Source organism: Acetomicrobium sp., from assembly GCF_059026225.1.
Genome location: NZ_JBWQOQ010000007.1, coordinates 338,897 through 360,708, shown reverse-complemented (window position 1 = coordinate 360,708; position 21,812 = coordinate 338,897). Strand labels below are relative to the sequence as shown.

General features: G+C 44.1%; 22 protein-coding genes and 1 tRNA gene. All 23 read right to left on the bottom strand.

The window, feature by feature from the left end; genetic code table 11:
• Positions 1-73: 73 nt before the first annotated feature.
• The 23 genes from trpS to AC5SXE_RS06000 all read right to left on the bottom strand — a co-directional run bounded on the left by trpS (position 74) and on the right by AC5SXE_RS06000 (position 21,806).
• Positions 74-1,063, bottom strand: a complete 990-nt coding sequence (trpS, locus tag AC5SXE_RS06110) for a tryptophan--tRNA ligase (RefSeq protein WP_303884730.1) — start codon at positions 1,061-1,063, stop codon at positions 74-76.
• 219 nt (positions 1,064-1,282) lie between these two features.
• On the bottom strand, positions 1,283-2,077 hold the full coding sequence (locus AC5SXE_RS06105) for a Nif3-like dinuclear metal center hexameric protein (protein ID WP_493916921.1): 795 nt from the start codon (positions 2,075-2,077) through the stop codon (positions 1,283-1,285).
• Between the two features lie 68 nt (positions 2,078-2,145).
• Positions 2,146-2,222 (bottom strand) — tRNA-Ile (locus AC5SXE_RS06100).
• 80 nt (positions 2,223-2,302) lie between these two features.
• On the bottom strand, positions 2,303-2,485 hold the full coding sequence (locus AC5SXE_RS06095) for a ferredoxin (protein ID WP_303884705.1): 183 nt from the start codon (positions 2,483-2,485) through the stop codon (positions 2,303-2,305).
• Positions 2,486-2,548: 63 nt separating this feature from the next.
• Positions 2,549-3,340 carry a phosphoribosyltransferase family protein gene (locus AC5SXE_RS06090; RefSeq protein ID WP_303884706.1) on the bottom strand — a complete coding sequence of 264 codons (792 nt, stop codon included), beginning with the start codon at positions 3,338-3,340 and terminating at the stop codon, positions 2,549-2,551.
• A 6-nt stretch (positions 3,341-3,346) separates the two neighbouring features.
• Complete coding sequence (locus AC5SXE_RS06085) at positions 3,347-4,213, bottom strand: 4-(cytidine 5'-diphospho)-2-C-methyl-D-erythritol kinase (RefSeq protein ID WP_310849588.1); 867 nt, start codon at positions 4,211-4,213, stop codon at positions 3,347-3,349.
• Positions 4,214-4,492: 279 nt separating this feature from the next.
• Positions 4,493-4,741 (bottom strand): Veg family protein, encoded by a 249-nt coding sequence (locus AC5SXE_RS06080; RefSeq protein WP_303884708.1) that lies wholly within the window; start codon positions 4,739-4,741, stop codon positions 4,493-4,495.
• Positions 4,742-4,927: 186 nt separating this feature from the next.
• Positions 4,928-5,377, bottom strand: coding sequence for a YbhB/YbcL family Raf kinase inhibitor-like protein (locus AC5SXE_RS06075; protein ID WP_303884710.1), 450 nt, complete (start codon positions 5,375-5,377; stop codon positions 4,928-4,930).
• 119 nt (positions 5,378-5,496) lie between these two features.
• Positions 5,497-6,252, bottom strand: a complete 756-nt coding sequence (locus tag AC5SXE_RS06070) for an ABC transporter ATP-binding protein (RefSeq protein WP_303884712.1) — start codon at positions 6,250-6,252, stop codon at positions 5,497-5,499.
• A gap of 3 nt (positions 6,253-6,255) precedes the next feature.
• The gene (locus AC5SXE_RS06065; protein WP_310849585.1) at positions 6,256-8,079 is read right to left on the bottom strand and encodes a branched-chain amino acid ABC transporter ATP-binding protein/permease; all 1,824 of its coding nucleotides are present in this window, start codon (positions 8,077-8,079) and stop codon (positions 6,256-6,258) included.
• Between the two features lie 3 nt (positions 8,080-8,082).
• Positions 8,083-8,991 (bottom strand): branched-chain amino acid ABC transporter permease, encoded by a 909-nt coding sequence (locus tag AC5SXE_RS06060; protein WP_493916920.1) that lies wholly within the window; start codon positions 8,989-8,991, stop codon positions 8,083-8,085.
• A gap of 32 nt (positions 8,992-9,023) precedes the next feature.
• Positions 9,024-10,184, bottom strand: a complete 1,161-nt coding sequence (locus AC5SXE_RS06055; protein WP_493916919.1) for a branched-chain amino acid ABC transporter substrate-binding protein — start codon at positions 10,182-10,184, stop codon at positions 9,024-9,026.
• A 185-nt stretch (positions 10,185-10,369) separates the two neighbouring features.
• Entirely contained in the window at positions 10,370-11,572 is a 1,203-nt protein-coding gene (locus AC5SXE_RS06050; protein ID WP_493916918.1) for an aspartate kinase, read from the bottom strand.
• A gap of 24 nt (positions 11,573-11,596) precedes the next feature.
• Positions 11,597-12,295, bottom strand: a complete 699-nt coding sequence (dapD, locus tag AC5SXE_RS06045; protein WP_493916917.1) for a 2,3,4,5-tetrahydropyridine-2,6-dicarboxylate N-acetyltransferase — start codon at positions 12,293-12,295, stop codon at positions 11,597-11,599.
• Positions 12,277-12,930: a 4-hydroxy-tetrahydrodipicolinate reductase gene (locus AC5SXE_RS06040; RefSeq protein ID WP_493916916.1), complete on the bottom strand. Its 654-nt coding sequence runs from the start codon at positions 12,928-12,930 to the stop codon at positions 12,277-12,279. Before AC5SXE_RS06040 ends, dapD begins: the two co-directional genes overlap by 19 nt.
• The gene (dapA, locus tag AC5SXE_RS06035; protein WP_493916915.1) at positions 12,915-13,814 is read right to left on the bottom strand and encodes a 4-hydroxy-tetrahydrodipicolinate synthase; all 900 of its coding nucleotides are present in this window, start codon (positions 13,812-13,814) and stop codon (positions 12,915-12,917) included. Before dapA ends, AC5SXE_RS06040 begins: the two co-directional genes overlap by 16 nt.
• Positions 13,815-14,233: 419 nt before the next feature.
• Positions 14,234-15,196, bottom strand: coding sequence for a type IV pilus biogenesis protein PilM (pilM, locus tag AC5SXE_RS06030; RefSeq protein WP_310849569.1), 963 nt, complete (start codon positions 15,194-15,196; stop codon positions 14,234-14,236).
• A 102-nt stretch (positions 15,197-15,298) separates the two neighbouring features.
• Positions 15,299-16,393 carry an iron ABC transporter substrate-binding protein gene (locus AC5SXE_RS06025; protein WP_493916914.1) on the bottom strand — a complete coding sequence of 365 codons (1,095 nt, stop codon included), beginning with the start codon at positions 16,391-16,393 and terminating at the stop codon, positions 15,299-15,301.
• A 2-nt stretch (positions 16,394-16,395) separates the two neighbouring features.
• Positions 16,396-17,148, bottom strand: coding sequence for an ABC transporter ATP-binding protein (locus AC5SXE_RS06020; RefSeq protein WP_493917290.1), 753 nt, complete (start codon positions 17,146-17,148; stop codon positions 16,396-16,398).
• Positions 17,149-17,202: 54 nt separating this feature from the next.
• Positions 17,203-18,252 (bottom strand): FecCD family ABC transporter permease, encoded by a 1,050-nt coding sequence (locus tag AC5SXE_RS06015; protein ID WP_493916913.1) that lies wholly within the window; start codon positions 18,250-18,252, stop codon positions 17,203-17,205.
• 118 nt (positions 18,253-18,370) lie between these two features.
• Positions 18,371-18,877, bottom strand: coding sequence for a nickel pincer cofactor biosynthesis protein LarC2 (gene larC2 / locus AC5SXE_RS06010; RefSeq protein ID WP_493916912.1), 507 nt, complete (start codon positions 18,875-18,877; stop codon positions 18,371-18,373).
• A gap of 83 nt (positions 18,878-18,960) precedes the next feature.
• Complete coding sequence (locus AC5SXE_RS06005; RefSeq protein ID WP_493916911.1) at positions 18,961-20,745, bottom strand: hypothetical protein; 1,785 nt, start codon at positions 20,743-20,745, stop codon at positions 18,961-18,963.
• A gap of 191 nt (positions 20,746-20,936) precedes the next feature.
• Positions 20,937-21,806 carry an Mrp/NBP35 family ATP-binding protein gene (locus tag AC5SXE_RS06000; RefSeq protein ID WP_303881826.1) on the bottom strand — a complete coding sequence of 290 codons (870 nt, stop codon included), beginning with the start codon at positions 21,804-21,806 and terminating at the stop codon, positions 20,937-20,939.
• Positions 21,807-21,812: the final 6 nt, after the last annotated feature.

Genomic DNA, 21,812 nt, shown 5'->3' with positions numbered 1-21,812 from the left:
ATTTCCCTTCTCCTCCTCCTTTTACCCTTTTTAAAGTCAAAAAGGGCGTCCCTTGAGCTTGGGTTTAATAATTTTAAAGGACAAAGCCTACCGCAGTTTTTACCTCTTCCATGGTTTTAGAAGCGACAATTGATGCCCTTTTTGCTCCATCTCGTAAGATATCCATCATCTCTGCTCCGTGGACCTCAAAATAGCGTCTTTGCTCTTGAATTGGCTCAAGTTTTTCCTTAATCCATCCCATTAGGACTTTTTTGCAATCTATGCAGCCGATGCCGGCTACCCTACACTCGCGAGCGAGTTCTTGTTTTTTTTCTTCATCTAGGGTAAATACCTTATGCAGCTCCCATACGGGGCACTTTTCGGGCTCTCCCGGGTCGGTTCTCCTCATCCTTGCGGGGTCTGTCATCATAGTTCTCACTTTGTCCCACATTTCATCTAGGTCTTCCGAGATGAAAAGGGCATTATTGTAGGATTTGCTCATCTTTCTTCCATCGATGCCAGGAATCCTTGGTGTCGGCGTGAGCAAGATTTCGGGCTCGGGAAAAACTTCCTTAAAGGTGTTGTTAAAGCGTCGTGCTAATTCCTTAGCTATCTCTATGTGAATTGATTGGTCTTCCCCCACAGGCACCTTGGTTGCCTTGTATAGCAATATGTCTGCAGCCATCAAAACGGGATATCCCAGGAAGGCGTAAGTTTGTAGATCTTTATCTGCAATATTTTCCAGTTGCTCCTTGTAAATTGGGTTCCTTTCAAGTCTGCCCAAAGGAGCAATCATTGATAAAGCAAGGTGCAATTCGGCGTGTCCGCTTACATGGGATTGCTGAAATATAACGGCCTTTTTGGGATCAAGTCCTACGGCAAGCCAATCTAGCAAAATTTCCTTACAGTTGTCCCTTATCGATGAACTGTTCATATACTCGGACATTAAAGCATGCCAATCAACAATACAATAATAGCAATCATACTCATCCTGTAGTTTTAGCCAGTTTGTCAAAGCCCCCGCCAAATGTCCTAGGTGCAATTTACCAGTGGGTCGCATACCGCTAAACACGCATTCTTTCATCATATCACCCCATCATACGAATAGCACATTTATAGAACATGTTAAAGTGTTTCTGTGAACAACGCTTTTACATGTATATTAAATATTCTTGCGACACATATCACGCAAAGTAAGGACTGAACTTTTTCATTTTTTATTGATTATTTTGACAATTATTATAATGAAACCGTGGCTTCCTTGGCCAGACATAATTGTCCAATTTTAACGATGGACTAAAGTTTAATCAAAGGAAATTATCCTCGGGGGACTGTAAACTTTGATGTCAGTTAAATCATGTACCTGGATTTCAAGGGATTGTTGCAGATCCTTGATGAACTTGGATAAACCGCTTCGTTCCATTTGGCCATGATCTACCAAAGCAATGTTTAAGCGTTGCTGCGCCTCGGCTATTTGATGATATTTCATGTCAGCTGTTATATATAGATCGACGTTAAAGTTTGCAGCATTAATCCACAGGTTTCCGCCCGATCCACCGCACAAGGCAATAGTCTTAAACCGTTTTTTTTCACCGTAAAATGCGATCCATGGAATTTGCCAGGCAGCGTTCAAGATTTTTGCCAATTCTTCCCGAGAGACCTCGCGTTTCATATATCCCCAAGCTCCCAGCCCAAAGGCTTCCTCCGGGCCTTCAGACAAGGGCTTAAAATCGGTGATCTCAATTGCCTCGGCCAACGCAACGTTTATTCCGTTATAAGACACATCCAAACAGGTATGAACCGCAATTAGGTTCAAGTTATCGTGGGCAGCTTTGTAAAATAGCGATTCAGCGTAATTTGAGGTATCCCAGCACTTGATAGGAGAAAGAATTGGCGGATGATGAGTGATTACGAGATTTGCTTTGAGCTCGTGCGCTTTTTCTATAACTTCAAGGGTCAAGTCCAACGCGACAACCACGCTTTCGACCTTGCAGTGTGGATCACCAAGGATCAGACCAGAATTGTCCCACTCCTCTTGTAGATCGAAGGGGACCATTCGGTCTATTTTGGTCAAGACATCCTTTACTGCATAATGCATAAAAACATCTCCTCGCGCTTAGTTGCAATTAACAGAAAAAGCCACCGCGAAGGTGGCTTTGATTACTTTGGTGGGCCCACCTGGACTCGAACCAGGAACCTTCCGGTTATGAGCCGGTGGCTCTGACCAGTTGAGCTATGGGCCCGACCTTTAGGCATTTATGATTATAACTACCAGTTCCTTTTAGGGCAAGTAGTAAGAGTCGTTTTATCGAAAAAAATTCGTCTACTTTTCTACAGTAATGCAACTAACAGGGCAACTTTCAGCCGCTTCCATCGCGCAATCTGCACCGCTTTGCTTTATCACCTTGGCTTTACCCATATCTTCGTCTAACTCAAAGACCTCCGGACATACTTGAGAGCAAACCCCACATCCTATACACAACTCCTGGTCTAGTTCCACTTTCATTTGCCTCCACCTCTCTTTTTGTCATACTATATCAGTAATTTCATTCTAGTCAAATGTTTTTTGTCATAGAACGCTCACATGAGGCTTCCCTTCGCGTTTTTCCAATACCAAAAGAGCTTTGTATTGAGAAATTGCCTTTTGTTCTGGCAAAGCTGATGCGATAAAGACACCTTTTCCCACCACGGAAGCCTCAAATTCGCGAGTCATCATTATCATACCTGATATTGTACTACCTCCTCGCATAAAGTCATCGATGATTAAAACCTTTGCCCCCTTTTTTAGATTGCGCGTTCCCATATACATAGTCCTTACTTCGCCTGTTCCTGAAGGATAATGTAAAGCCACGGCAGGGCCATCACTAGGTCTGTTTCTAAATCTACATACTGCTAAAGGAAGTCCCAGGCCCTGTGCCACGTAGAGGGCAATAGGTATACCTTTCACCTCAGTAGTCATCACCACATCGGCACCAGAATCAACAAACATCGATGCCAAGGCCCATCCTAACCATTGTGTATAGTATGGGTTAAATATGATGTCGCTATAGTATATCAATCCGCCAGGCAAAAACCTCTCTTCCTTCGAAAGTTCGTTGGCGAGACATTCAAGAAAATTCCTCCTGTCGGATTCGTCAAAAACGGGAACCAGGTAGGCTCCGCCACCTCTTCCTCTATCGATGACAATATTACAGCGACCTTCATCTTCCATTGCCTTTGATATTATCTCTATGTCATCGCTTATGACGGTCTTTGAGACTTTGAAACCTTTGGCTATATCGCTCAGCGAGAATGATCGAAAGGGGTTTTTGGTCAACCTCCACATTATTCTTGCAATGCGTTCTGTCCTGGGGATTTTCACTTCCAATCACTCCAGTACAAATATTTTGCTTATTTCGACCAGCTTCGAGCTCATAACCTCTTGTGCCTTAAGTGCTTCATATTTATCTGTAAAAAGGCAGAAGGCAGAAGAACCGCTTCCGCTTACGCTCCAAGCTAGGCTGCTTTTGAAAGTATTGCACAAATCGAAAAATTTATCGTAAAAATCGCTTTCTTTTCTCAGTATAGATATGAAATCGTTAGGAAGAAGACCTATTTTCTTTCGTCTTTCGAGGTTGCCGTATATGTTTAAGGCTTCGTAGATTGCGTGGGAAACAGGGACTATATTGATATTTCCCTTTTTCCGGTCCTCATCGAGTTTTCTATAAGCTTCTGCAGTTGAAATACTTTTGTCAGGAATGGCTAACAAGGCATATATACCCGTGAGCTGGTCCAGCAGTTTAAGCCTTTCGCCTACACCGGTCGCTAGTGCAGTTTTTGACTTTGATAAAAAGAAGGGAATGTCGGCTCCTATAGAGGCAAGCTCTGAAGGGTCAAGGTCAATATCATGCACCGTGGAAAGCCATTCCACCATCGCTGCTGCGTTGCCGCTGCCCGCGCCTATCCCACTGCCAATTGGTAAAATTTTCCAGATATCACATTCCATAGGAGGTAATTTAATTCCCTTTTCCCTCAAAAAATCGATCACCCTGTTTATAATATTAGTTCCTGAGATAACGATGTTGTGTGAATTAATCACGTCTTTTTGAGCAGGATCATTGAACTTTTTAACGCCTAACCATTCAACGGGACCGAGCTTGTGAAATAAAGTTGCTATTTCGTGATACCCATCTTCTCTAGGTACAAAGACTCTTAAGGTCAGGTTTATTTTTATGTAACTAGGGATGTAAATCAATATACTCTTACCTCCGATCTGGATTTCATCAATTTGTCTTACCTTAACCCGAATCCATTGCAAATATCGCACAAAAAGTGTACCAATTAATTGTGCTCAAATAAATAGGCGCTCTAAAAAAATAATTAAAGACCCCCACCTAGGCCTTGGGGGTCTTTTTTATATAATATCTTTATATAAAGGAGCTCTTTTTGATTTTGCGTTGCTTGGCTTCTACCTAGCCTTTAATGGTTTTAGTCTTTGTGTTGAAATGACATGAAAGAAAACAAAAAGCTTTCCTTAAAACTCGATTTGTTCCCCTGAGGGCAGAAACTTTAGCTCTACATCGCGCGTTAACAAATCAGCATAGCGGAACGAAACAGTGCTGTTCTGGGCTTTTACGAATAGCGTAAATATATTCGGATAGGTCTCCATGATTACACCCTCGTGCTCTTCTGCCTTTCGCCTTCCTTTTGACTGCCGGTATCTAACGCGAGCTCCGATGTGGGAAGCCAATTTTTCACGTATGTCAACCAACTTCTCACTCACCGGACATCACTCCTATAAGAACATTTGTACATATTTTATCATATCTTTATGAAAAATACAAGTAAAAACGCACGTTTTCATATTAACACATGAATATAATAAAAATGCTTAAACAGCCTCTTTGCAAGTATAAAAAGAGGCTGTTTAAACTTATAAGGCACGATTCGTGTATCTACTTAACTAGATTTACATTCTTTCGTATTTCCCCGCTAATTCTCCGTAAGCCAGTATGTGCCCTTTCATAGCTTTTTCAACTGCCGACTTGTTAGCTCCGCTTTTGAGTTTCAACGACGGAATATCTAAAGCATAGACTTTAAAGTAATACCTGTGTACGCCATGCCCTCTTGGCGGACAAGGACCTCCGTACCCTAGACGTCCAAAATCATTGATTCCTGCGACTCCTGGCGTTTCTCCCTCGCTTAAGCTTTCTTTTTTTGGATCGATATCAAAGAAAATGGCATGCGTGAACGTCCCGCCTGGCGCGTCCGGATCATCGACGATCAAAACTATGCTCTGTGTTTCAGGAGGTATCCCCTGCCAACTAAGAGGCGGCATTATATTTTTGCCGTCACAGGTGTACTTGGAAGGGATGAATTCACCTTCTTTAAAAGCTGTTGAAGTAATCTTTATCTGCATTTGCAACACCTCCAGGTTTGCGTTGGAACTAAAAGCAAACGCTAGATCGAGCAAAAGCAACAAAATTATACAACTAATAAGATTACTCAAAAATCTTGTTCTCATCTTTCTGCAGCTCCCTATTTATTCTCAAACTTCTTCTCCAAGGCGCTTCCGCCTAGATAGGCAGCTTTTACCCTATCGTCATTAGCTAGTTGACTTGATGGTCCTTCGATGCTAATTTTGCCGGTCTCGAGGATGTAGGCGTAATGTGCTTCAGCTAAGGCTTTTTTAGCATTTTGTTCCACCAACAAAATCGAGACGCCGCGTTCTTCGTGAATCTTTCTTATGGCGTTAAATATTTCTTTTACCAATATCGGTGCCAATCCAAGGGAAGGTTCGTCCAACAAAAGAAGGGTAGGTTTGGAAATCAGTCCTCTTCCGAGGGCAAGCATCTGTTGTTCCCCCCCGGAAAGTGTGCCGGCAAGCTGGTTTTTTCTCTCCAAAAGCACCGGGAAGAGCTCGAAGATCCATTGTTTCTCCGCTTCGACTTCTTTCTGAGACAGCCGTTCTCTTCCGCCATAAGCCCCGAGGTTTAAATTTTCTTCCACCGTAAGGGTGGAAAATACCCTTCTTCCCTCGGGTACGTGTGAAATCCCTAAAGAGGCAAGCTCGTGTGCAGGTACGAGACTCAGGTCTTTGCCCTTATAATATATTTTTCCGCTTTGCAAAGGCACTATCTTTGAGATAGATTTAAGCATGGTCGATTTGCCCGCTCCGTTTGCTCCTAAGACAGCTACTATTTGGCCTTCATAAAGCTTTAGCGATACATCCTTTAAAGCCTGAACAGCCCCATAGGTAACAACGACATTTTCCAGGACTAACAACTCGGACATGCCCTATTCCTCCCTGCCCAAGTAGGCTTCGATGACCTTTGGATGGTTGTAGATTTCTTTTGGTGTTCCTTCTGCTATTTTCATTCCCATATCCATCACCACGACCCAATGGGAAATGCCCATGACCACGTTCATGTCATGTTCGATTAGCAAAATGGTAAGGTTTTGTTCTTCTAAGAGGCTCTCCAAAAATACCATAAGTTCCTCCGTTTCTTTATCGTTTAAACCGGAAGAAGGTTCGTCCAGAATTAATAACCTCGGGGAGGATGACAATGCCCTTGCCAGTTCCAGGAGTTTTTGCTTTCCGTAGGGCAAGTTTTTGGCGAGTTCGTCATGCACGTCGCCTAATCCGGTTTTTTCGAGCCAATGCATGGCAATCTCTAATGCCCACTTTTCTTCCGCTCGTTGAGATTCGGTTCTTACGATCGAAGACAGTACGTAAGAGTTCATTCTATGATGAAGCCCGGCCATGACGTTTTCAATGCAAGTTAGATTGGGAAAAAGCCTGATATTTTGAAAAGTGCGCGCTAAGCCCAACTCTGCGATCTTGTGCGGTTTCAAGCCCGTGATGTCGTTGCCCTCGAAATAAACTCGACCAGATACCGGCTTATATATCCCGGTTACGACGTTAAATACCGTGGTCTTTCCTGCGCCGTTGGGCCCTATTATACTCGTTATCTTTCCTTGGCTAACGGCCAAATCGAACTCATTAACAGCGACGAGCCCCCCAAAGGTCATTGTCAGTTTATCGGTTGTTAAAATGTGATTTCCAATTGTATTTGGTTCATTAGAATTATTTTTGCTCGTGGTTTTTTTCATGTTTTGGCTTTTGTCAATTGCCTTTAATTTGCCCCTTACTTTTCCCTTGACATCATCGATATCACTAACTTGCAGTCTCAAAGCTTCTCTTTTTCGCGGCCAAATTCCCCCTGGACGAAATATCATCGTCAATACCAAGGCACCTCCGAAAAAAAGCATCCTGTAGTTTGCAACGATTCGAAAGATTTCCGGGAACACAGTTATAATGCCAGCCCCAAGGATAGAACCGGGTATGGAGCCCAAACCACCTAACATTACGATGCAAAAAAGCATGGAAGATTCCATGAAAGTAAAGGTATCCGGTGAAACGATCATTAATTTGCTCGCATAAATGTTGCCTGCTACTCCGGCTAATGCAGCTCCCATTACGAATGCTAAAAGTTTGAAGTGCCTTACATCAATGCCGCTCGTCTCGGCGGCAATATCGTCTTCGCGAAGATAATTCCACGCTCTGCCGATCCGAGAACGTTGCAGTCGAATTAGACATATTATAACTATGACCAAAATACCCCATACATAAAAGTAAAAACGAGTGGGAGAGTCTATTAAAAAAGGCCCAAGAGAAGGTCTCCCTACGCCGGTTATGCCATTTGGCCCACCTGTTAATCCGAAGGGGTTATTTATCAGTGCTAATCTTACGATCTCTCCTATGCCAATGGTTACAACGCACAGATAATCTCCACGGAGATGTATGATAGGAGAAGTGACTATATACGCAAAAAGGCCTGCACCTATAGCACTGAGTGGAATTAGCCATATTATTGGGATGCCATACAACGTATTTAAGATGGCTGTGATATAAGCGCCGATGGCGTAAAAGGCAGCATGTCCTAAATCAAATAATCCCGTCTCCCCTAATACGATGTTTAGGCTCAAGCCAAGTAGCGCGTATACTCCGAAGAAAAAAGCCACGTCTGTCCAGTAAAAGTTAGAAAAAAGAGGATAGAGGCAAAAAAGGAGAATGATGGCCAATAGCGAAAATTTAGATGTTCCTCGACCCTTACCCATGGGTTACACCTTTTCGGCGACCTTTTCGCCTATTAGTCCTGTTGGACGGAAAATTAATATGATGATGAGAATTAAAAATGTAAAGACATCCTTCCACGCACTCGATATATAGGCCGCTCCAAACATCTCGACTGTGCCAAGTAGCAGTCCTCCCAGCATCGCTGCTGGAATGTTACCTATGCCTCCAAGTATAGTTGCAGTAAAGGCTTTAAGCCCATAATTCCATCCCATGACAAAGGATATCTGACGATAGTACATCCCATTCATTACCCCTGCCACGCCGCCTAATGCTGGACCCAGAAAAAAGATGAATAACGTGATCTTTCTTACGTCGACGCCCAGGATTGTTGCCATTTCTCTATCCAGAGCCGTAGCCCTTATCGCTGCACCAAACGTCGTCTTTTGGACGATGTAATATAAAGTTAGCATCAGCATAAAAGATAAAATCAATATGAACAGTTGCATTATTGTTACGTGAAGCCATCCCAAATGTATAGCGTGCGTGGGGACTACCGAAGCGGGGTATGCTTGATATCTTGGTCCCCATATCGCCATTATCGAGTTCTGTAAAAATATGGAGACGCCTAAAGCGGATACCACCAAAGGTAGTCTGCCCGATTTTTGAACGGGACGGTAAGCCACTCTTTCCATCAAAACTCCCGCGCACCCCACCGCGAAGAAGGAAAAAAGGAGGGCCGCGATCATGCCTCCCCATAGACCAAATCTTTGGCTCGCGGCCCCTGCTCCCCATATCAGAAGGGAATATCCTAAATAGCTTCCCAAAGCAAACAAATCGCCGTGGGCGAAGTTAATCAACTTCATGACACCATAAACCATGGAATATCCAAGCGCGATGAGCGCGTAAAAAGAACCTATTGTTAGTCCGTTTAAAAGTTGTTCTAAGATTATCATAAGTCGCTCCTTTCTTTCCCTGTGTTATGGTGTTATGGATTGTAAACTACCATCTCTCCTTTTTCGGTCACTACGTACATCTTGTAGATTATTCCCCTTCTATCCCCCCGATCGGTGAAGCCTATGCTTCCCGTGATGCCATCGCAACCTTCCATGCCTGTTCGAAGGACGTTTAACATGGCGTCCGTTTCGGTAGAACCAGCTTTATCGATGGCAAAAGCCAATGCAAACAAGGCATCAGCAGCATAGACTGGCCATGGACTTGTTGGTATGGTGTTGTGCTTTTGCCTATAAAGTTCGAGGAAGCGTTTTGCCTTCGGGGTGTCCAGGTCGGTGGGCATGGGTTCTTGGGTCATGAGACATCCCTTAGCGTAATCTAAACCCGCTATTTTAATGAAATCTTCATTAATGGCAGCATTTCCCCCGACGAAGGGACATTTTATCCCCAGATCTCGACCTTGGCGTACAAGCAGCCCTGCTTCTGGAAAATATCCGGTGAAATACCATACGTCAGGATTTGTTTCCCGAAGTTTTGTAAGGATGGGCGTAAAATCCTTTTCCCCCGGGGTGATGGCATCGTAAAAGACCAGTTCAGCTATTCCTGCATCGAGGTACTGTTTAAGGGCTTTTTTGGCTTCTTCGGCCACACCTAATGCAAATGTCGTATTATCGTGCATGATCGCTATACGACGGGCTTTCATCTCTTCAACAGAGTATTCGCTGAAAAATTGTCCTTGCGTATCGTCGCGCCCGCAAGTCCTGAAGAAATATTTGCGTTCTTTGGCCAAGGTCAGTTTTACAGCTGTACTGCCATAACCTATGTCGATCATTTTATTCGCTTCGTATATATCTGCTGCTGGTTCGTTGACCGAGGAGCCGTAAGTTCCAATAACCGCAGCCACGCGTTGGGAAACAAGCCTTTGTGCTGCCAAAGCGCTATCTCGAGGGTTGGAGGCGTCGTCTGCTATTACGATTTCTATTTTGCGACCGCCCAGTATACCCCCTTCTTCTTGAATCATCTGAAGGGCAACCTCGACTGAGTTTTTAGCCATTTCTCCCTCGTAAGCCCATTGCCCGGTAATAGGAGCTTGAAGGCCGATTTTAATGGGTTTTTCCTGCGCGTAGGCAATCCCCAGAGGTAGGACAAACAGAAAAGCAAGGCAAAGACAAATCCATACTTTACCCTTTCGCATCTTTCATTCTCCTCCTCAATATTATTGTTTATTATAAATACTACTATGAACTGCAATCTAAATACAAGCAAAAAGCTGCATTTATGCTGTATTTATATTGCATAAATTATACTGCACACTTTGCCATCTCAATGAGTACCTAAATTTAGGGAGAATTTTTTAAAGGCAATATTTATCCCGAGCTTTCAAGCCAGGTCAAACTCTTCGGAGACTGCCTTTGCGGCCTTTTCTGCATTGCTTCTTGGAACTAATGTTGATATTTTTATCTCGGAGGTGCTCGTGCCAAGCAACTTTATTCCCTCTTTGTCAAGGGCAGCAAAAAATCTCGCTGCCACCCCTGGGGTTGAGTCTATTCCTACGCCTACGGCCGTTATCTTGGCCACCTCATCGTCTTCGACAAGCGCGCATTCACCATATTCGGATAAAATATGTTTCACAGTTTTGCGCACACTTTCGCTTACATCATCTGCAACGGTAAAGGATAAACAGATATTGCCGTTATTCTTGATCATGGAGATCATGTCTAAATTTATGTTTTGGGAAGCCAAGGTCATGAATAGATGAACCTGAGCCTTTTGTCCCCCGGGCAATGGGTTAATGACAAACTTTCTTTGATTTTTGTCCATCGCAACGCCAGTAACAACTGGTTGTTCCAACCACTCTGGTAAGGTGTTCACCACGTAAGTCCCCCTTTCATTGGAATGTGTGGAAGCAGAGTAAAGCTCTACATTAAATTTCTTAGCTATTTCAACAGCTCTGAAATGAATAACTTTTGCGCCCATGGATGCCAGCTCCATCAATTCATCGTACGTTATGTAGGATAGCTTTTTAGCTGAAGGCACTACCCTGGGGTCACAGGCAAATATACCAGGTACATCGCTATAGATTTCACACTTAGCATTTAACTTCGCGGCTATAGCGACAGCTGACGTGTCAGAACCGCCCCGTCCAAGGGTGGTCACATCTTTGAAGTCAGTGATGCCCTGAAACCCGGTCACAACGATGACGTCATTTGTCTTAAATTCTTCCATCAGCTTTTCCGTATTTATATCGATTATGCGTGCGTTGTTGAAATCGGGTGTCGTTATCATTTCCAATTGAAGGGCATTTAAAGAGACGGAAGGTACGCCCAAGTCGTTTAGCGCAATGGAAAGTAACGCTGCCGTCACCTGTTCGCCGGTTGACAGAAGCATATCGAGTTCGCGCGGTTCTGGGGTGCTGCTTATCTTTTTTGCCAAAGATATGAGCTCGTCCGTGGTCTTTCCCATGGCAGAGACCACAACGCATACCTTTTCTCCTTCTTGGATGACCCTTTTTATCTTTTCTGCTACCCTTTTTATTTTTTCGACCGTTGCGACCGATGATCCGCCATATTTTTGTACGATCAATGAAAGATCCCTCCACGTTTTTATTTATAGATTCCTCAAATCCTCAACGATCTTACTTTTATCGGCGACGTTTTCGTCTACTCTCTTGACGATACGTGCCGGTGCTCCAACGACGACAGTATTTTCAGGCACGTCTTTCGTTACGATGGAACCTGCGCCAACTATAGCACCCTTTCCGACTTTGACTCCTTCTAAAATGACGGCATTTGCCCCGATTAACACGTTATCTTCTATTACTACAGGGGTGGCGCTTGGCGGTTCTATAACACCCGCTATGACTGTGCCTGCTCCTATGTGACAGTTGGATCCTATAATGGCCCTTCCTCCAATGACTGCATTCATGTCTATCATTGTGCCAGGCCCTATGACGGCTCCTATGTTTATCACGGCGCCCATCATTATCACAACGCCCCTGCCTATTTCGACCATGTCCCGTATTATCGCCCCAGGTTCTATGCGAGCATCGTATTTAGTAAGGTCAGCTAAGGGAATAGCCGAGTTTCGAGCCCTTACCTCAACGTGAAAATCTCGAATGCGGTCTTTGTTTTTATCTCTTGCCCTTTTTATCTCCTTATAATCGCCAATTAAAACCCCAAAGTCAAAACTGCCAACGAAGTGCAAGTCGCCCCAATCAAGATCTCGAAGATCCCCAGCTACGAAAGCAATGGAAGGAGTCGTCTTTTTTGATTCGCTTATGAGTTTAATTATTTCTTGAGCTTGCATTGCAAGACCTCCTCAAAGGTATAAAAACCATCATTAACAGTCAATGCAAATTCTGCGGCCTTCAAGGCACCATAGGCGAAGACGCTTCTTGATATGGCTCGATGATTGAAGGAAAGGATCTCTCCTTCATTTGCAAAGATAACACTATGGTCCCCGGGCAAGCCTCCAATTCTCAAGGAATGCATGGAACAAGGCTTTCCTACGGCATTTTGAAGCATTATGGCCGTTCCCGATGGGGCATCTTTTTTCTTGTTGTGGTGTGCCTCTACGATTTCTAAGTCCCAGTCCTCAAAAAGTTTTGAGTAACTTGCTAGTATGATCTTTAAGGCGTTAACTCCGAAGGAAAAGTTATAACTTTGTATGACCGGGACTTTCCTCGCAAGTTCTTTTAACATTAAGAAGTCTTCATCGTTTAGCCCTGTTGTACCTATGACCAGAGCCGATTCGTGCTTTTTGCAAAGTTCTATCGTATCGGGCAAAGAGCTTCTGTGCGAGAAATCGACGATCACTTCAGGCCTCGTTTCGTCATTCCAAGTTTCATGGGTACTCACTGTTAGACATAAAGTATGACCCTCGAAAGCCTTCCTGATTTCTTGACCCATCCGACCCGTGGCTCCGATTAAACCATAACGCATGAAAGTATCCCTCCTTCTTCCATGGCCCCATCTACCTCAGCCATTGCCTTAGGTGAAGCCGGAATCAAGGGAAGCCGCAGTTCATTTCGACACAACCCGAGCTTGCTCGCTGCATATTTTACGGGAATCGGGTTAGTTTCGCAAAATAGACCTTTCATCAAAGGGAAAAGCTGGAGATGCAGGCGACGCGCTTCCTCTGTCTTTCCTTGCAGGGTGTAGCGTATCATATCCGAAGTTTCTTTAGGCGCTACGTTTGAAAGGACGGAAATTACGCCGTCTCCTCCGGCATTTACCAGATGAAATGCTTGATCGTCGTTTCCTGAAAGCACGGCAAAGTCCTGCCTCGTTCTTTTAACATTCTTGATTAACGCATCGACCTGTGCTTGGTTGCCCGATGCTTCTTTTATGCCCACTATGTTTGGGATTTCTGCAAGCCTGATAACAGTTTCAGGCAGGATGTTTACGCCTGTTCTTCCTGGAACGTTATAAATAATTATTTGTCCGCTTCCCAGGCGTGAAGCAACAGTTCGATAATGTTCATATAATCCATCTTGTGGCGGCTTATTGTAGTAAGGCGTAACAATTAACACCGCATCAGCTCCAAGCGACAGCGCCACGTGCGACAGTTCAACCGTTGTTTGCGTACAGTTTGAGCCCGTGCCAACCACGATGGGGATCCTTCCGGCAACTCTTTCGACGCAAAATCGGATGATCTTCCTTTTTTCGGTGCTGCTGATTGTGGTTGCCTCCCCTGTAGTTCCAAGTACCACTAAGAAATCGACGCCATTTCTGATTTGAAACTCCACCAATCTCTCCAGGCTTTCGAAATCAACCCTTCCTTTTTTAAAAGGTGTAATCAGTGCTGTACCGGTTCCTCTGAACATATCTATCCCTCCAAGTATGTGAATATAATAAAAAGCTCGTCCCAAATTTGGGACGAGCTTTTATACCCGCGGTACCACCCTTCTTGGACACCCTTGTTCGTAAAACAAATGTGCCCCTCTCGTTAGCCCTTTGACGGAGGCAACCCGAGCATGTACTCCGGCCTTTTTAGCCTTTCCATGCCAGCTCTCGCAAGCTTTGGGCCTTGCGGTGCACCAAGGGCGCCTCTCAGCTCGGTAAACGCCCATCTCTGTTGACGCCTTTATCCTCCGGCCTCTTGCTTCATCGCCGTTACGTTATAAAATCAAGTTGTATGAATCTTACAAGTATAATCTGGTCTTGTCAATAGGGCGAATCGTCTTGCCAAAAAAAATAAAGCGAAAACGCCCCCCGAAGTCGTCCGTTTTGTTGTTTACGGCAATCATATAATGTCCCTTAACGCCAGACCCAGTGGCGCTTCCCAACCGCCTCCCCTTGGCCGCTCTTTGAGTGGGAAGTTTTTCCAGGGATCAAGTAAAGTTACAGGAAGCGCCACGGCAGATTTCAAGGCGTCCTGTAGCTCTAATGCGAGTTTGGTCAGGCCGATCAAAAACAATCGATTTATTCCAAAATAGGGATAATGACCGTTGAGGTAATCAACGGTAAATTTGATTTCCTTGACGATGTTTTGAATCAAGTATTCTGAGTTCCTTTTGCGCCCTAACATTACAGGCCTGTAAAATATACCGTCACCCTTGTAACCTAGGGCTATCAGGGAAATAGTATCCCCCAGGAAAAAGGACAAATATCCCTCTTTACTGTCAAGTACATCGGCGAGGCCCTCGCTGCCTTTAGGATATATAAGAGCGCTTCTGAAGAGTGCTATCGATGTGGGCTCTAAGGCAGTAGGAAAAAAACCTGCTCTCGTGATGGCTTTCATGATTTTATCTATAAAGGATTTGCTCGATGCTATTACTAAGTACTTTCTAAACGATCCTCTCTGGCTTGAATCTTTAGGAGGAAAGGGAAAATCGATTTTTACTGCATCGTAATAAGCTTTTTCGCCCGTAAGCGGGAAGAATTCATCTAATTGCCAGTAAAGTGACTTTATCACTTCGTCAAAAGGCATGTTCCTAGGAAAATCGACAAAACCTTCATGGCTATCCCTCATGGGAATTCCAAAAGCTGCTTTAACCTTGCCAAACCTTCCAATCTTTTTCTTTAATTTTTTAAGCGCTACATATAGGGCCTCTGTATCGATGATGCTTTCCATTTGTATTACTTCTTTGGGGAGAAAAACTTTGGCGCGAGCGTTACATTTCAGGGATGTGCCTTCTTTTTTAAGCTCGACGTAGCGAAGTCCTCCACCCGAGATTGATATCCCGCAGTGAACGTTCTTCTTCATAAAAAACAACTCCTGTCCGAAGATGCTCAATTGATAATAACATCGATAATAACAGGAATCGAGAATTATCTCCAAATTATTTCTATCAGGCCTTGATGTTCATCATGGATGCCACACTACTAATCCCCCAAAGCTCCCTTTCATTTTGGTATATATTCTCTTTTCTTCTCCAAAGAGATACGAATAAATTTCTTCAGCCTTTTTTTCTGGATCTATATCATTAAAGTTTGACGGAATCACAACTTTGCCAATAAAGTAGGCGTTGGCAAAACAAGTACCCAAATTTGTCGTGTAATAATTATAAGGTAACGTCAAATAAACTCTGCCATCTTTGAAAGCTGACAAATTTTTATAAAATTCTGGATTTTCTCTAATGTCCTCTTCGACAAGATGTCTTCCGCCTCCATCGACGAAAATTATGTCTGGATCCCATACTAAAAGCATTTCTTTGTCAATTAGTACATATTCACCCTTTAAATTTCTCGCAACACTTTTTATCCCTAAAAACTCGAAAGGAAGGTATCTTCTAAAGGTACTTTCGATTCCATGGGCGCCCCTGTGTCCGATTCCGCCGACATAAACCGAAGGGGCCTCTTGGGCGAAACCTTTTGTACGATCTGACAGGTCTTTTTTCATATCCTCGAAAAATTTAACGAGGTCATCCGCTCTCCTGGAATTGTCCATGATACGCCCTATCAGGCCGAAGGAGCGATATACAGTTTCTTCGGATACCGTCTCGTCTCCGTAAGATAACACGACTACTGGAATGCCAAGCTTAGCCTGAAGCCTATCGGCGTTGTTTTTTTGCATATAAGTTATAAATATTAAATCAGGATTGCAATTTAAAGTTGCTTCCGGATCCGGACCTTGATTTATGGTTGCAGGTCCCCCTGGGCCAATGACTGGAAGCGTCTTGAATGAAGGATTAGCGTATGCATAAGGACGTCCCGTTGGATCTTTTTCCATCTCCTCCACTCCCACGACCTTGTCTTGTACATTCATGTATGTTATTAGACGGAGCGCTCCGGGCCCTGCACAAACGATTCTCTGGACAGAACCTTCGATTGACACGGATCGACCCGCCATATCCTCAATCGTTACCGCCTCTCCTCTGGCATGGTCCGTTGCCCAAAATGAACCGGCAAATATTGCCAAGACCAGTATTAAAAAACTCTTTTTGCAAAATTTTTGAATCATCTTTAAGCCCCCAGATTCATATTTTTGGCGAAGTAAAAATTATTTTTTGACTTCGATAGAGGCGTCACAATGATATGATCGCCTATTTGCGTCAACCTCACTTCTACCTTGAATACATCTTCTATATTTTGAGGAGTTATTATCTCAAGACCGCCGTAAGCATAAACTTTACCCTCCTTTAGCAACAAAAACCTGTCAGCAAATTGCAAGGCGAGATTAATGTCGTGCATGGAGAATATAATTGCCATTCCCATATCCTTCGCCATCATGTAAAGCAAATTCATTACCTCAATTTGATGATACAGATCAAGGCTACTTGTAGGTTCATCAAGCAAAAGCACTTTTGGTTCTTGAGCTATTGCTCTTGCTAACATTACTCGTTGAATTTCTCCACCTGATAGCTCTCTTACGGAACGAAGCGCGTATCTTTCTATTTCCATCGCTTGCAGTGCACAGTTGACAACATTGAAGTCATAGTCCGAAGGAGACCAGTAGATATGTGGTTTTCGTCCCAACAACACAGCATCAAAAACCGTGAGATCGCCTTCGTGATAACGCTGCGGTACATAACCTACATGTTTTGCGATCTCCTCGCATTTCATTTTGTTTAAGTTTTTTCCATCCAATATCACTATGCCAGATCTCGGTTTGAGCAGGCCGTTTAAACATTTAAGCAATGTTGATTTACCCGAGCCGTTCATCCCAATTACTGCCAATATAGAGCATGACGTGACTTCGATGCTGACTCCCTGCAGTACAATTTCTTTACTATACGCAAAAGAGACATCCTTAGTTTTTAAAATTTTCGATTACCTCCTTTTCATAAGCATGTACAAAAACAGGGGTGCTCCCATAAAGGATGTGATTATCCCCACTGGTAGCACGACAGGGGATAAGATGTTTCGAGCGATGGTGTCCGAGACGAGTAGCAGAAGTGCTCCTATGATGCAGGATTGAGGCAAAAGATGTCTGTGATCCCCGCCAACCAATAAGCGGGTTATATGAGGTGCCGCCAGTCCTATGAAACCAATGACGCCAAAGGTGGCTACGACCAAAGATGTAACGAGAGCTGCAAGCATAATGCTTATTTTTATTACCTTTCCGGCATTTACTCCAAGGGTTTTGGCGACCTCGGTGCCTTCCGTAATGGCATTCATGTTCCATCGATTGAGCATGAAGTAAATGAAAGACGGTAATAAAAAAATTGTCACCAAGAACAGATCCTTCCATGAAGCACGACTGACGTCGCCGAAGGTCCAAAAGACGATAGAAGCCACCTCTATGTCACTTGCAAAATACTGGATCATCATAGTACCGGCAGATGCAAGCGCGGAAAGGGCAACGCCGGACAGTATTATAGCCTCAGAAGATAGTTTTCTTTTTTGGCTTAATATCAAAATAACCCAGGTTGTCGCAGAAGCTCCTAAAAAGGCGAAAAACCCAATTCCCAACGAAAGAGAGTTTAATATCGAGAGATTTACCTCGGTAGGTTTAAAACCGATGACGGTAATGGCCAAGGCAGCGCCAAAGGCTGCGCCTTGGGAGATTCCAAGAGTGTAAGGGGAAGCCAGGGGATTGTGTAAAATGCACTGAAGAACTACTCCACTCATGGCCAATGCCCATCCCGCCAGAACAGCTCCAATTATCCTGGGAAAACGGATATGCCATATTATCGTTGAGTTGGTACTCTCTTCATTGCCTAACAAAGCACTTACTAAGTCTGCAAGACTCATTTTTGAAGAGCCCAAAGAAAGGGAAATCGCGCTCGTAAGCACCAACGCCACAATGAGGACAACAAAAACTCCATTACGGTGACGTGTATAGGACTTGTATGAATCGATGATCGGTTTATCGAGCATGTCATGTGTCTCCTAAGTTAGTGTTACGTTTATTATAAATCGTAATACTTAGTAGTCAAGGAGACTATAGGGAATCCTGCATCATACTAAGATTTTGTCCTTGCTTAGGATGTCTTTACTATGATAAAAGACAAAATATCATTTCCCCGATTTGAATATCTTCGCGGGACATGCCCGCAAGTTCCACTGCGGATTTCATGTTTTTAAAAGATATCGACGTTACATCTTCAAAGAAATGCATTGCTTGCTTTAGGTCTTCGTATTCAGCCTTGCAAGATATGGTTTCACCGAATTCATCAAACAATTCCTTTACCCTGACCTCGAAAAAGCGTTCAGGGAAATCTTTGTGATAAATGCGAATAGTCAGGGCACTTGTTGGTCCAAAGGACAAATGTTTTTGCTCAATAATTCGCAAGCCTAACGTATCCAGCTCTAAGGCAAGAAAGGCGCTTATTTCTTTGAGGCAAGCTTCAGGCATGTCAATAAAAAACAAAAACTCGTTCCGCCCTTTTTTAGTTGTTGCCGGGACAGCATGTACGCTCGATGCCCCCCGATCCATCAGGCCGTCAATTAGATATGGTAAACTTTCTCCCGAAATGTTATCGGTATTGACAAGAATCAGCATAGGTCTCCCCCTTTTTACCGTAAAGGAGAGGGGGCATTGGGACCCCCTCTCAAAAGCTCTCAAAAGGCATATGGTTAAAGCTCCTACATATCTTTCATGTCTTGCATAATGCGGATGGCTAATTTAGCCGCTCTCTGCGCTGTCTCCTTGCCTCCGGGAATTGCGCGAGTAATGTAAGCACCCTTTTCTGCTAGTTCTCCTGCCTCCTCCCAGCTCAACTTGCCCGCTGTTGCCGCTATTGCTGCAGGGATGACCACGTTAACGGTACAACAGCCGATGTACATAAGCTCCTGCGCCGCAACAGAAGCTACTGTTACGGGAAGAGACCATTCTGATTTTTTGTTCAGTATCACGTCAGGGGCAACTTTGTGTGAAAGGCCTTCAATTTTATACTCTTTTCCGTCGACGGTTACTGTACAATCGATATCAGCGTCAAATCCCCAGAACGTTTTTGCGAAGGGATGACTTCTGCGAGCACCCCCTGCAATTTTGGTGAATTTGATGGTTATTTCTTTTCCGAACATGCCACCAAGCAACATCCCCGTTCTTTCCTCTACCTTTTCTTTCCTCTTGGTATCGAGCTCACAACAGATGTCCTCAAGTGATTTGCCCGCTTGCAAGCCGTCCCAGGTGTATTTAGCTATACGGAATTCCATGTTGTTGCGAATTCCTTGGGTTGCTTTGATAACCACATTTGTAACAGGTCCCCTAATGATCTGTTCCGCTTTGCGAGCTACCATATTGGCTGAAGCGGCCGAAATTTCTGGATCGATCCACTCGTTTAATTTCATTTCGCGAATCATATCTGCTGCAGCTTCTTCGTCACCGCCCGTTTCTATCAATTTCATTGCAGCAACGACGCTATCGCTTACGAGGTGAGCAAGGGGTGGATTAACGGGACCAGCTCCGAAACCTGCACCGATCATCGGGCCTTCTTGGAAACATGCCATCATTTCGTTTAACGTCATCATTCCTACAACGGTCGGTGCCCCTACATCCTTTAAAATCATCCCTATATCTCCTATGAGCGTTGCCGTATCGTATTCCTTGTTAGTCCCCCTCATGTGGAGCTTCTCTGGTAGACCTGCAGCTTCGGATGCATGCTTACCGACAAGGTATCCAACTCCATGAACAAAAAATTCTCCGTAATCTTCTCCAATCATGCCGTCGGGATTTACGATCTCCAAAACAGCAGCAGCGGCAATTGCAGCAGAAAGCCAGGGGTTGGGATTGATTCCTACACCTTGATAGGCCTTGAACATCGCATCTACAGCCACCTTAGTCCCATTCTTAGCGAGGTCGAAGTAAATCATGTCTTCTCCAAGAACGCTGTGACCGTAAACCGCACCTCCAGCTACAAAGGGCGGGACATCAACTCCGCTGAAGCGACAGACCCTTCCCTCCTCTATGGCATCGTAAAGAGCTTTTACTGCAGGAAAGCCGGAAACCTTATTACTAAGCTTCGATGTAGGAATAGCTTGGACGCCGGCACGGCAGGCACCTGCTTTTATCCTTGCCATTGAACCGAGTTTTCTGTTACCTGCGGGAACGCCGGCCCTGGAAGCAGTCCCGGCAAGGTTTAAGAAAGCTGCTACGATCAAGGCAGCGTTCGCAGCGTCAGCCCCGGCATCTTTTGCAGCTTTTATCCCCTTGTCCATGATGATATCAACGGGAAGCTCTTCCAGGTTCGCGTCAGACAGTTTTATGCTTCTCCCACTTAAAATTTCAGTGACTATTGCATTAGCCACGCTGTACACGGCGAGGTTCAACATGCCGTGTCCCTTTGTCAACGCCTCAAGCCGATCACTGGTCTCGTTTTCAACGAAGGTATTCACAGCTGCAATGGATGAAAAAATTTCCCTATACACTTGTCACACCTCCTTTGCCTTCTCCTATTTCTTGGTCCTCTTTGGTTGCGCCTTTAACCACTTTTAATAATTTGTCTTTTTTACCTCCTCTGTTTTTAAAATAAAACACCACTATTGCATTTATTTAGTTTAGATAATGAAGTTTAATGCTTGAACAGGATTTTTGAAATTTAATATTACAATGGGTCGCATTAGTGTGATTGCGATTTAGGCTCATTTGAATTTATTTTTTCAGATCCTTTGAAGTGCTTTGTAATAATGTCAACAATACCGTTGAAACCTTCAGGGTTGTAATCTTCAATGCGACCTTTATCGCACAATTCCGAAAGTTTAGGATCAATCGGCAATTGGGTGAGAAGTGGGATCTTTATGGCTTTAGAAACGGTCTGACCTTTGCTTGTGCCGAAGACTTCGTATTTTTGGCCACAGTGTGGACATATGACGTAACTCATGTTTTCAACAAGGCCTAAAATAGGGATTTGCAACATTCTTGCCATTTTAATAGCCTTTTTCACTACCATTATAGCAAGATCTTGTGGTGACGAAACGATCACGATGCCGTCAAGCGGCAAAGACTGCATGACTGTAAGCGGTGCATCCCCCGTGCCGGGCGGAAGGTCTACAAATAAAAAGTCTAAATCTCCCCATTTGACATCAGTCCAAAATTGCCTTACGACGTTTGAAATTAGCGGACCTCGCCATACTACGGGGTCATCTTCCTGCGAGAGGAGAAGATTGATCGACATTATGGGAATTTTAAATATATCACTTACTGCCGGAAATATAGCAAACTCATTTCCCTTGGCCTTCTCCTTAATTCCGAACACCTTTGGTATGCTAGGCCCGGTTATGTCTGCGTCGAGTACGCCGACTTTATAACCTTGCCGCGCAAAAGTGGTGGCAAGAAGAGCCGTAACTGACGATTTTCCAACGCCGCCCTTCCCGCTCATTATCGCTATGACATGGCGAACGTTACTAAACTGTCCTTGGGGTAACTTATCGGTCACCGGACTGGATTCAAAGTTGTTTGTAATTTGATCGCCCTCGGTGTTGATATGCATTGTTTC

Bases quoted from the DNA above. Each gene is read 5' to 3' on its own strand.
- AC5SXE_RS06025 (WP_493916914.1), bottom strand. From the start codon at position 16,393: ATGATTCAAAAATTTTGCAAAAAGAGTTTTTTAATACTGGTCTTGGCA.
- dapA (WP_493916915.1), bottom strand. From the start codon at position 13,814: ATGTTCAGAGGAACCGGTACAGCACTGATTACACCTTTTAAAAAAGGA.
- trpS (WP_303884730.1), bottom strand. From the start codon at position 1,063: ATGAAAGAATGCGTGTTTAGCGGTATGCGACCCACTGGTAAATTGCAC.
- AC5SXE_RS06095 (WP_303884705.1), bottom strand. From the start codon at position 2,485: ATGAAAGTGGAACTAGACCAGGAGTTGTGTATAGGATGTGGGGTTTGC.
- AC5SXE_RS06055 (WP_493916919.1), bottom strand. From the start codon at position 10,184: ATGCGAAAGGGTAAAGTATGGATTTGTCTTTGCCTTGCTTTTCTGTTT.
- AC5SXE_RS06105 (WP_493916921.1), bottom strand. From the start codon at position 2,077: ATGCATTATGCAGTAAAGGATGTCTTGACCAAAATAGACCGAATGGTC.
- AC5SXE_RS06075 (WP_303884710.1), bottom strand. From the start codon at position 5,377: ATGCAGATAAAGATTACTTCAACAGCTTTTAAAGAAGGTGAATTCATC.
- AC5SXE_RS06015 (WP_493916913.1), bottom strand. From the start codon at position 18,252: ATGCTCGATAAACCGATCATCGATTCATACAAGTCCTATACACGTCAC.
- pilM (WP_310849569.1), bottom strand. From the start codon at position 15,196: ATGAAGAAGAACGTTCACTGCGGGATATCAATCTCGGGTGGAGGACTT.
- AC5SXE_RS06070 (WP_303884712.1), bottom strand. From the start codon at position 6,252: ATGTCCGAGTTGTTAGTCCTGGAAAATGTCGTTGTTACCTATGGGGCT.
- dapD (WP_493916917.1), bottom strand. From the start codon at position 12,295: ATGCAAGCTCAAGAAATAATTAAACTCATAAGCGAATCAAAAAAGACG.
- AC5SXE_RS06065 (WP_310849585.1), bottom strand. From the start codon at position 8,079: ATGGGTAAGGGTCGAGGAACATCTAAATTTTCGCTATTGGCCATCATT.
- larC2 (WP_493916912.1), bottom strand. From the start codon at position 18,877: ATGCTGATTCTTGTCAATACCGATAACATTTCGGGAGAAAGTTTACCA.
- AC5SXE_RS06040 (WP_493916916.1), bottom strand. From the start codon at position 12,930: ATGCGTTATGGTTTAATCGGAGCCACGGGTCGGATGGGTCAAGAAATC.
- AC5SXE_RS06060 (WP_493916920.1), bottom strand. From the start codon at position 8,991: ATGATAATCTTAGAACAACTTTTAAACGGACTAACAATAGGTTCTTTT.
- AC5SXE_RS06000 (WP_303881826.1), bottom strand. From the start codon at position 21,806: ATGCATATCAACACCGAGGGCGATCAAATTACAAACAACTTTGAATCC.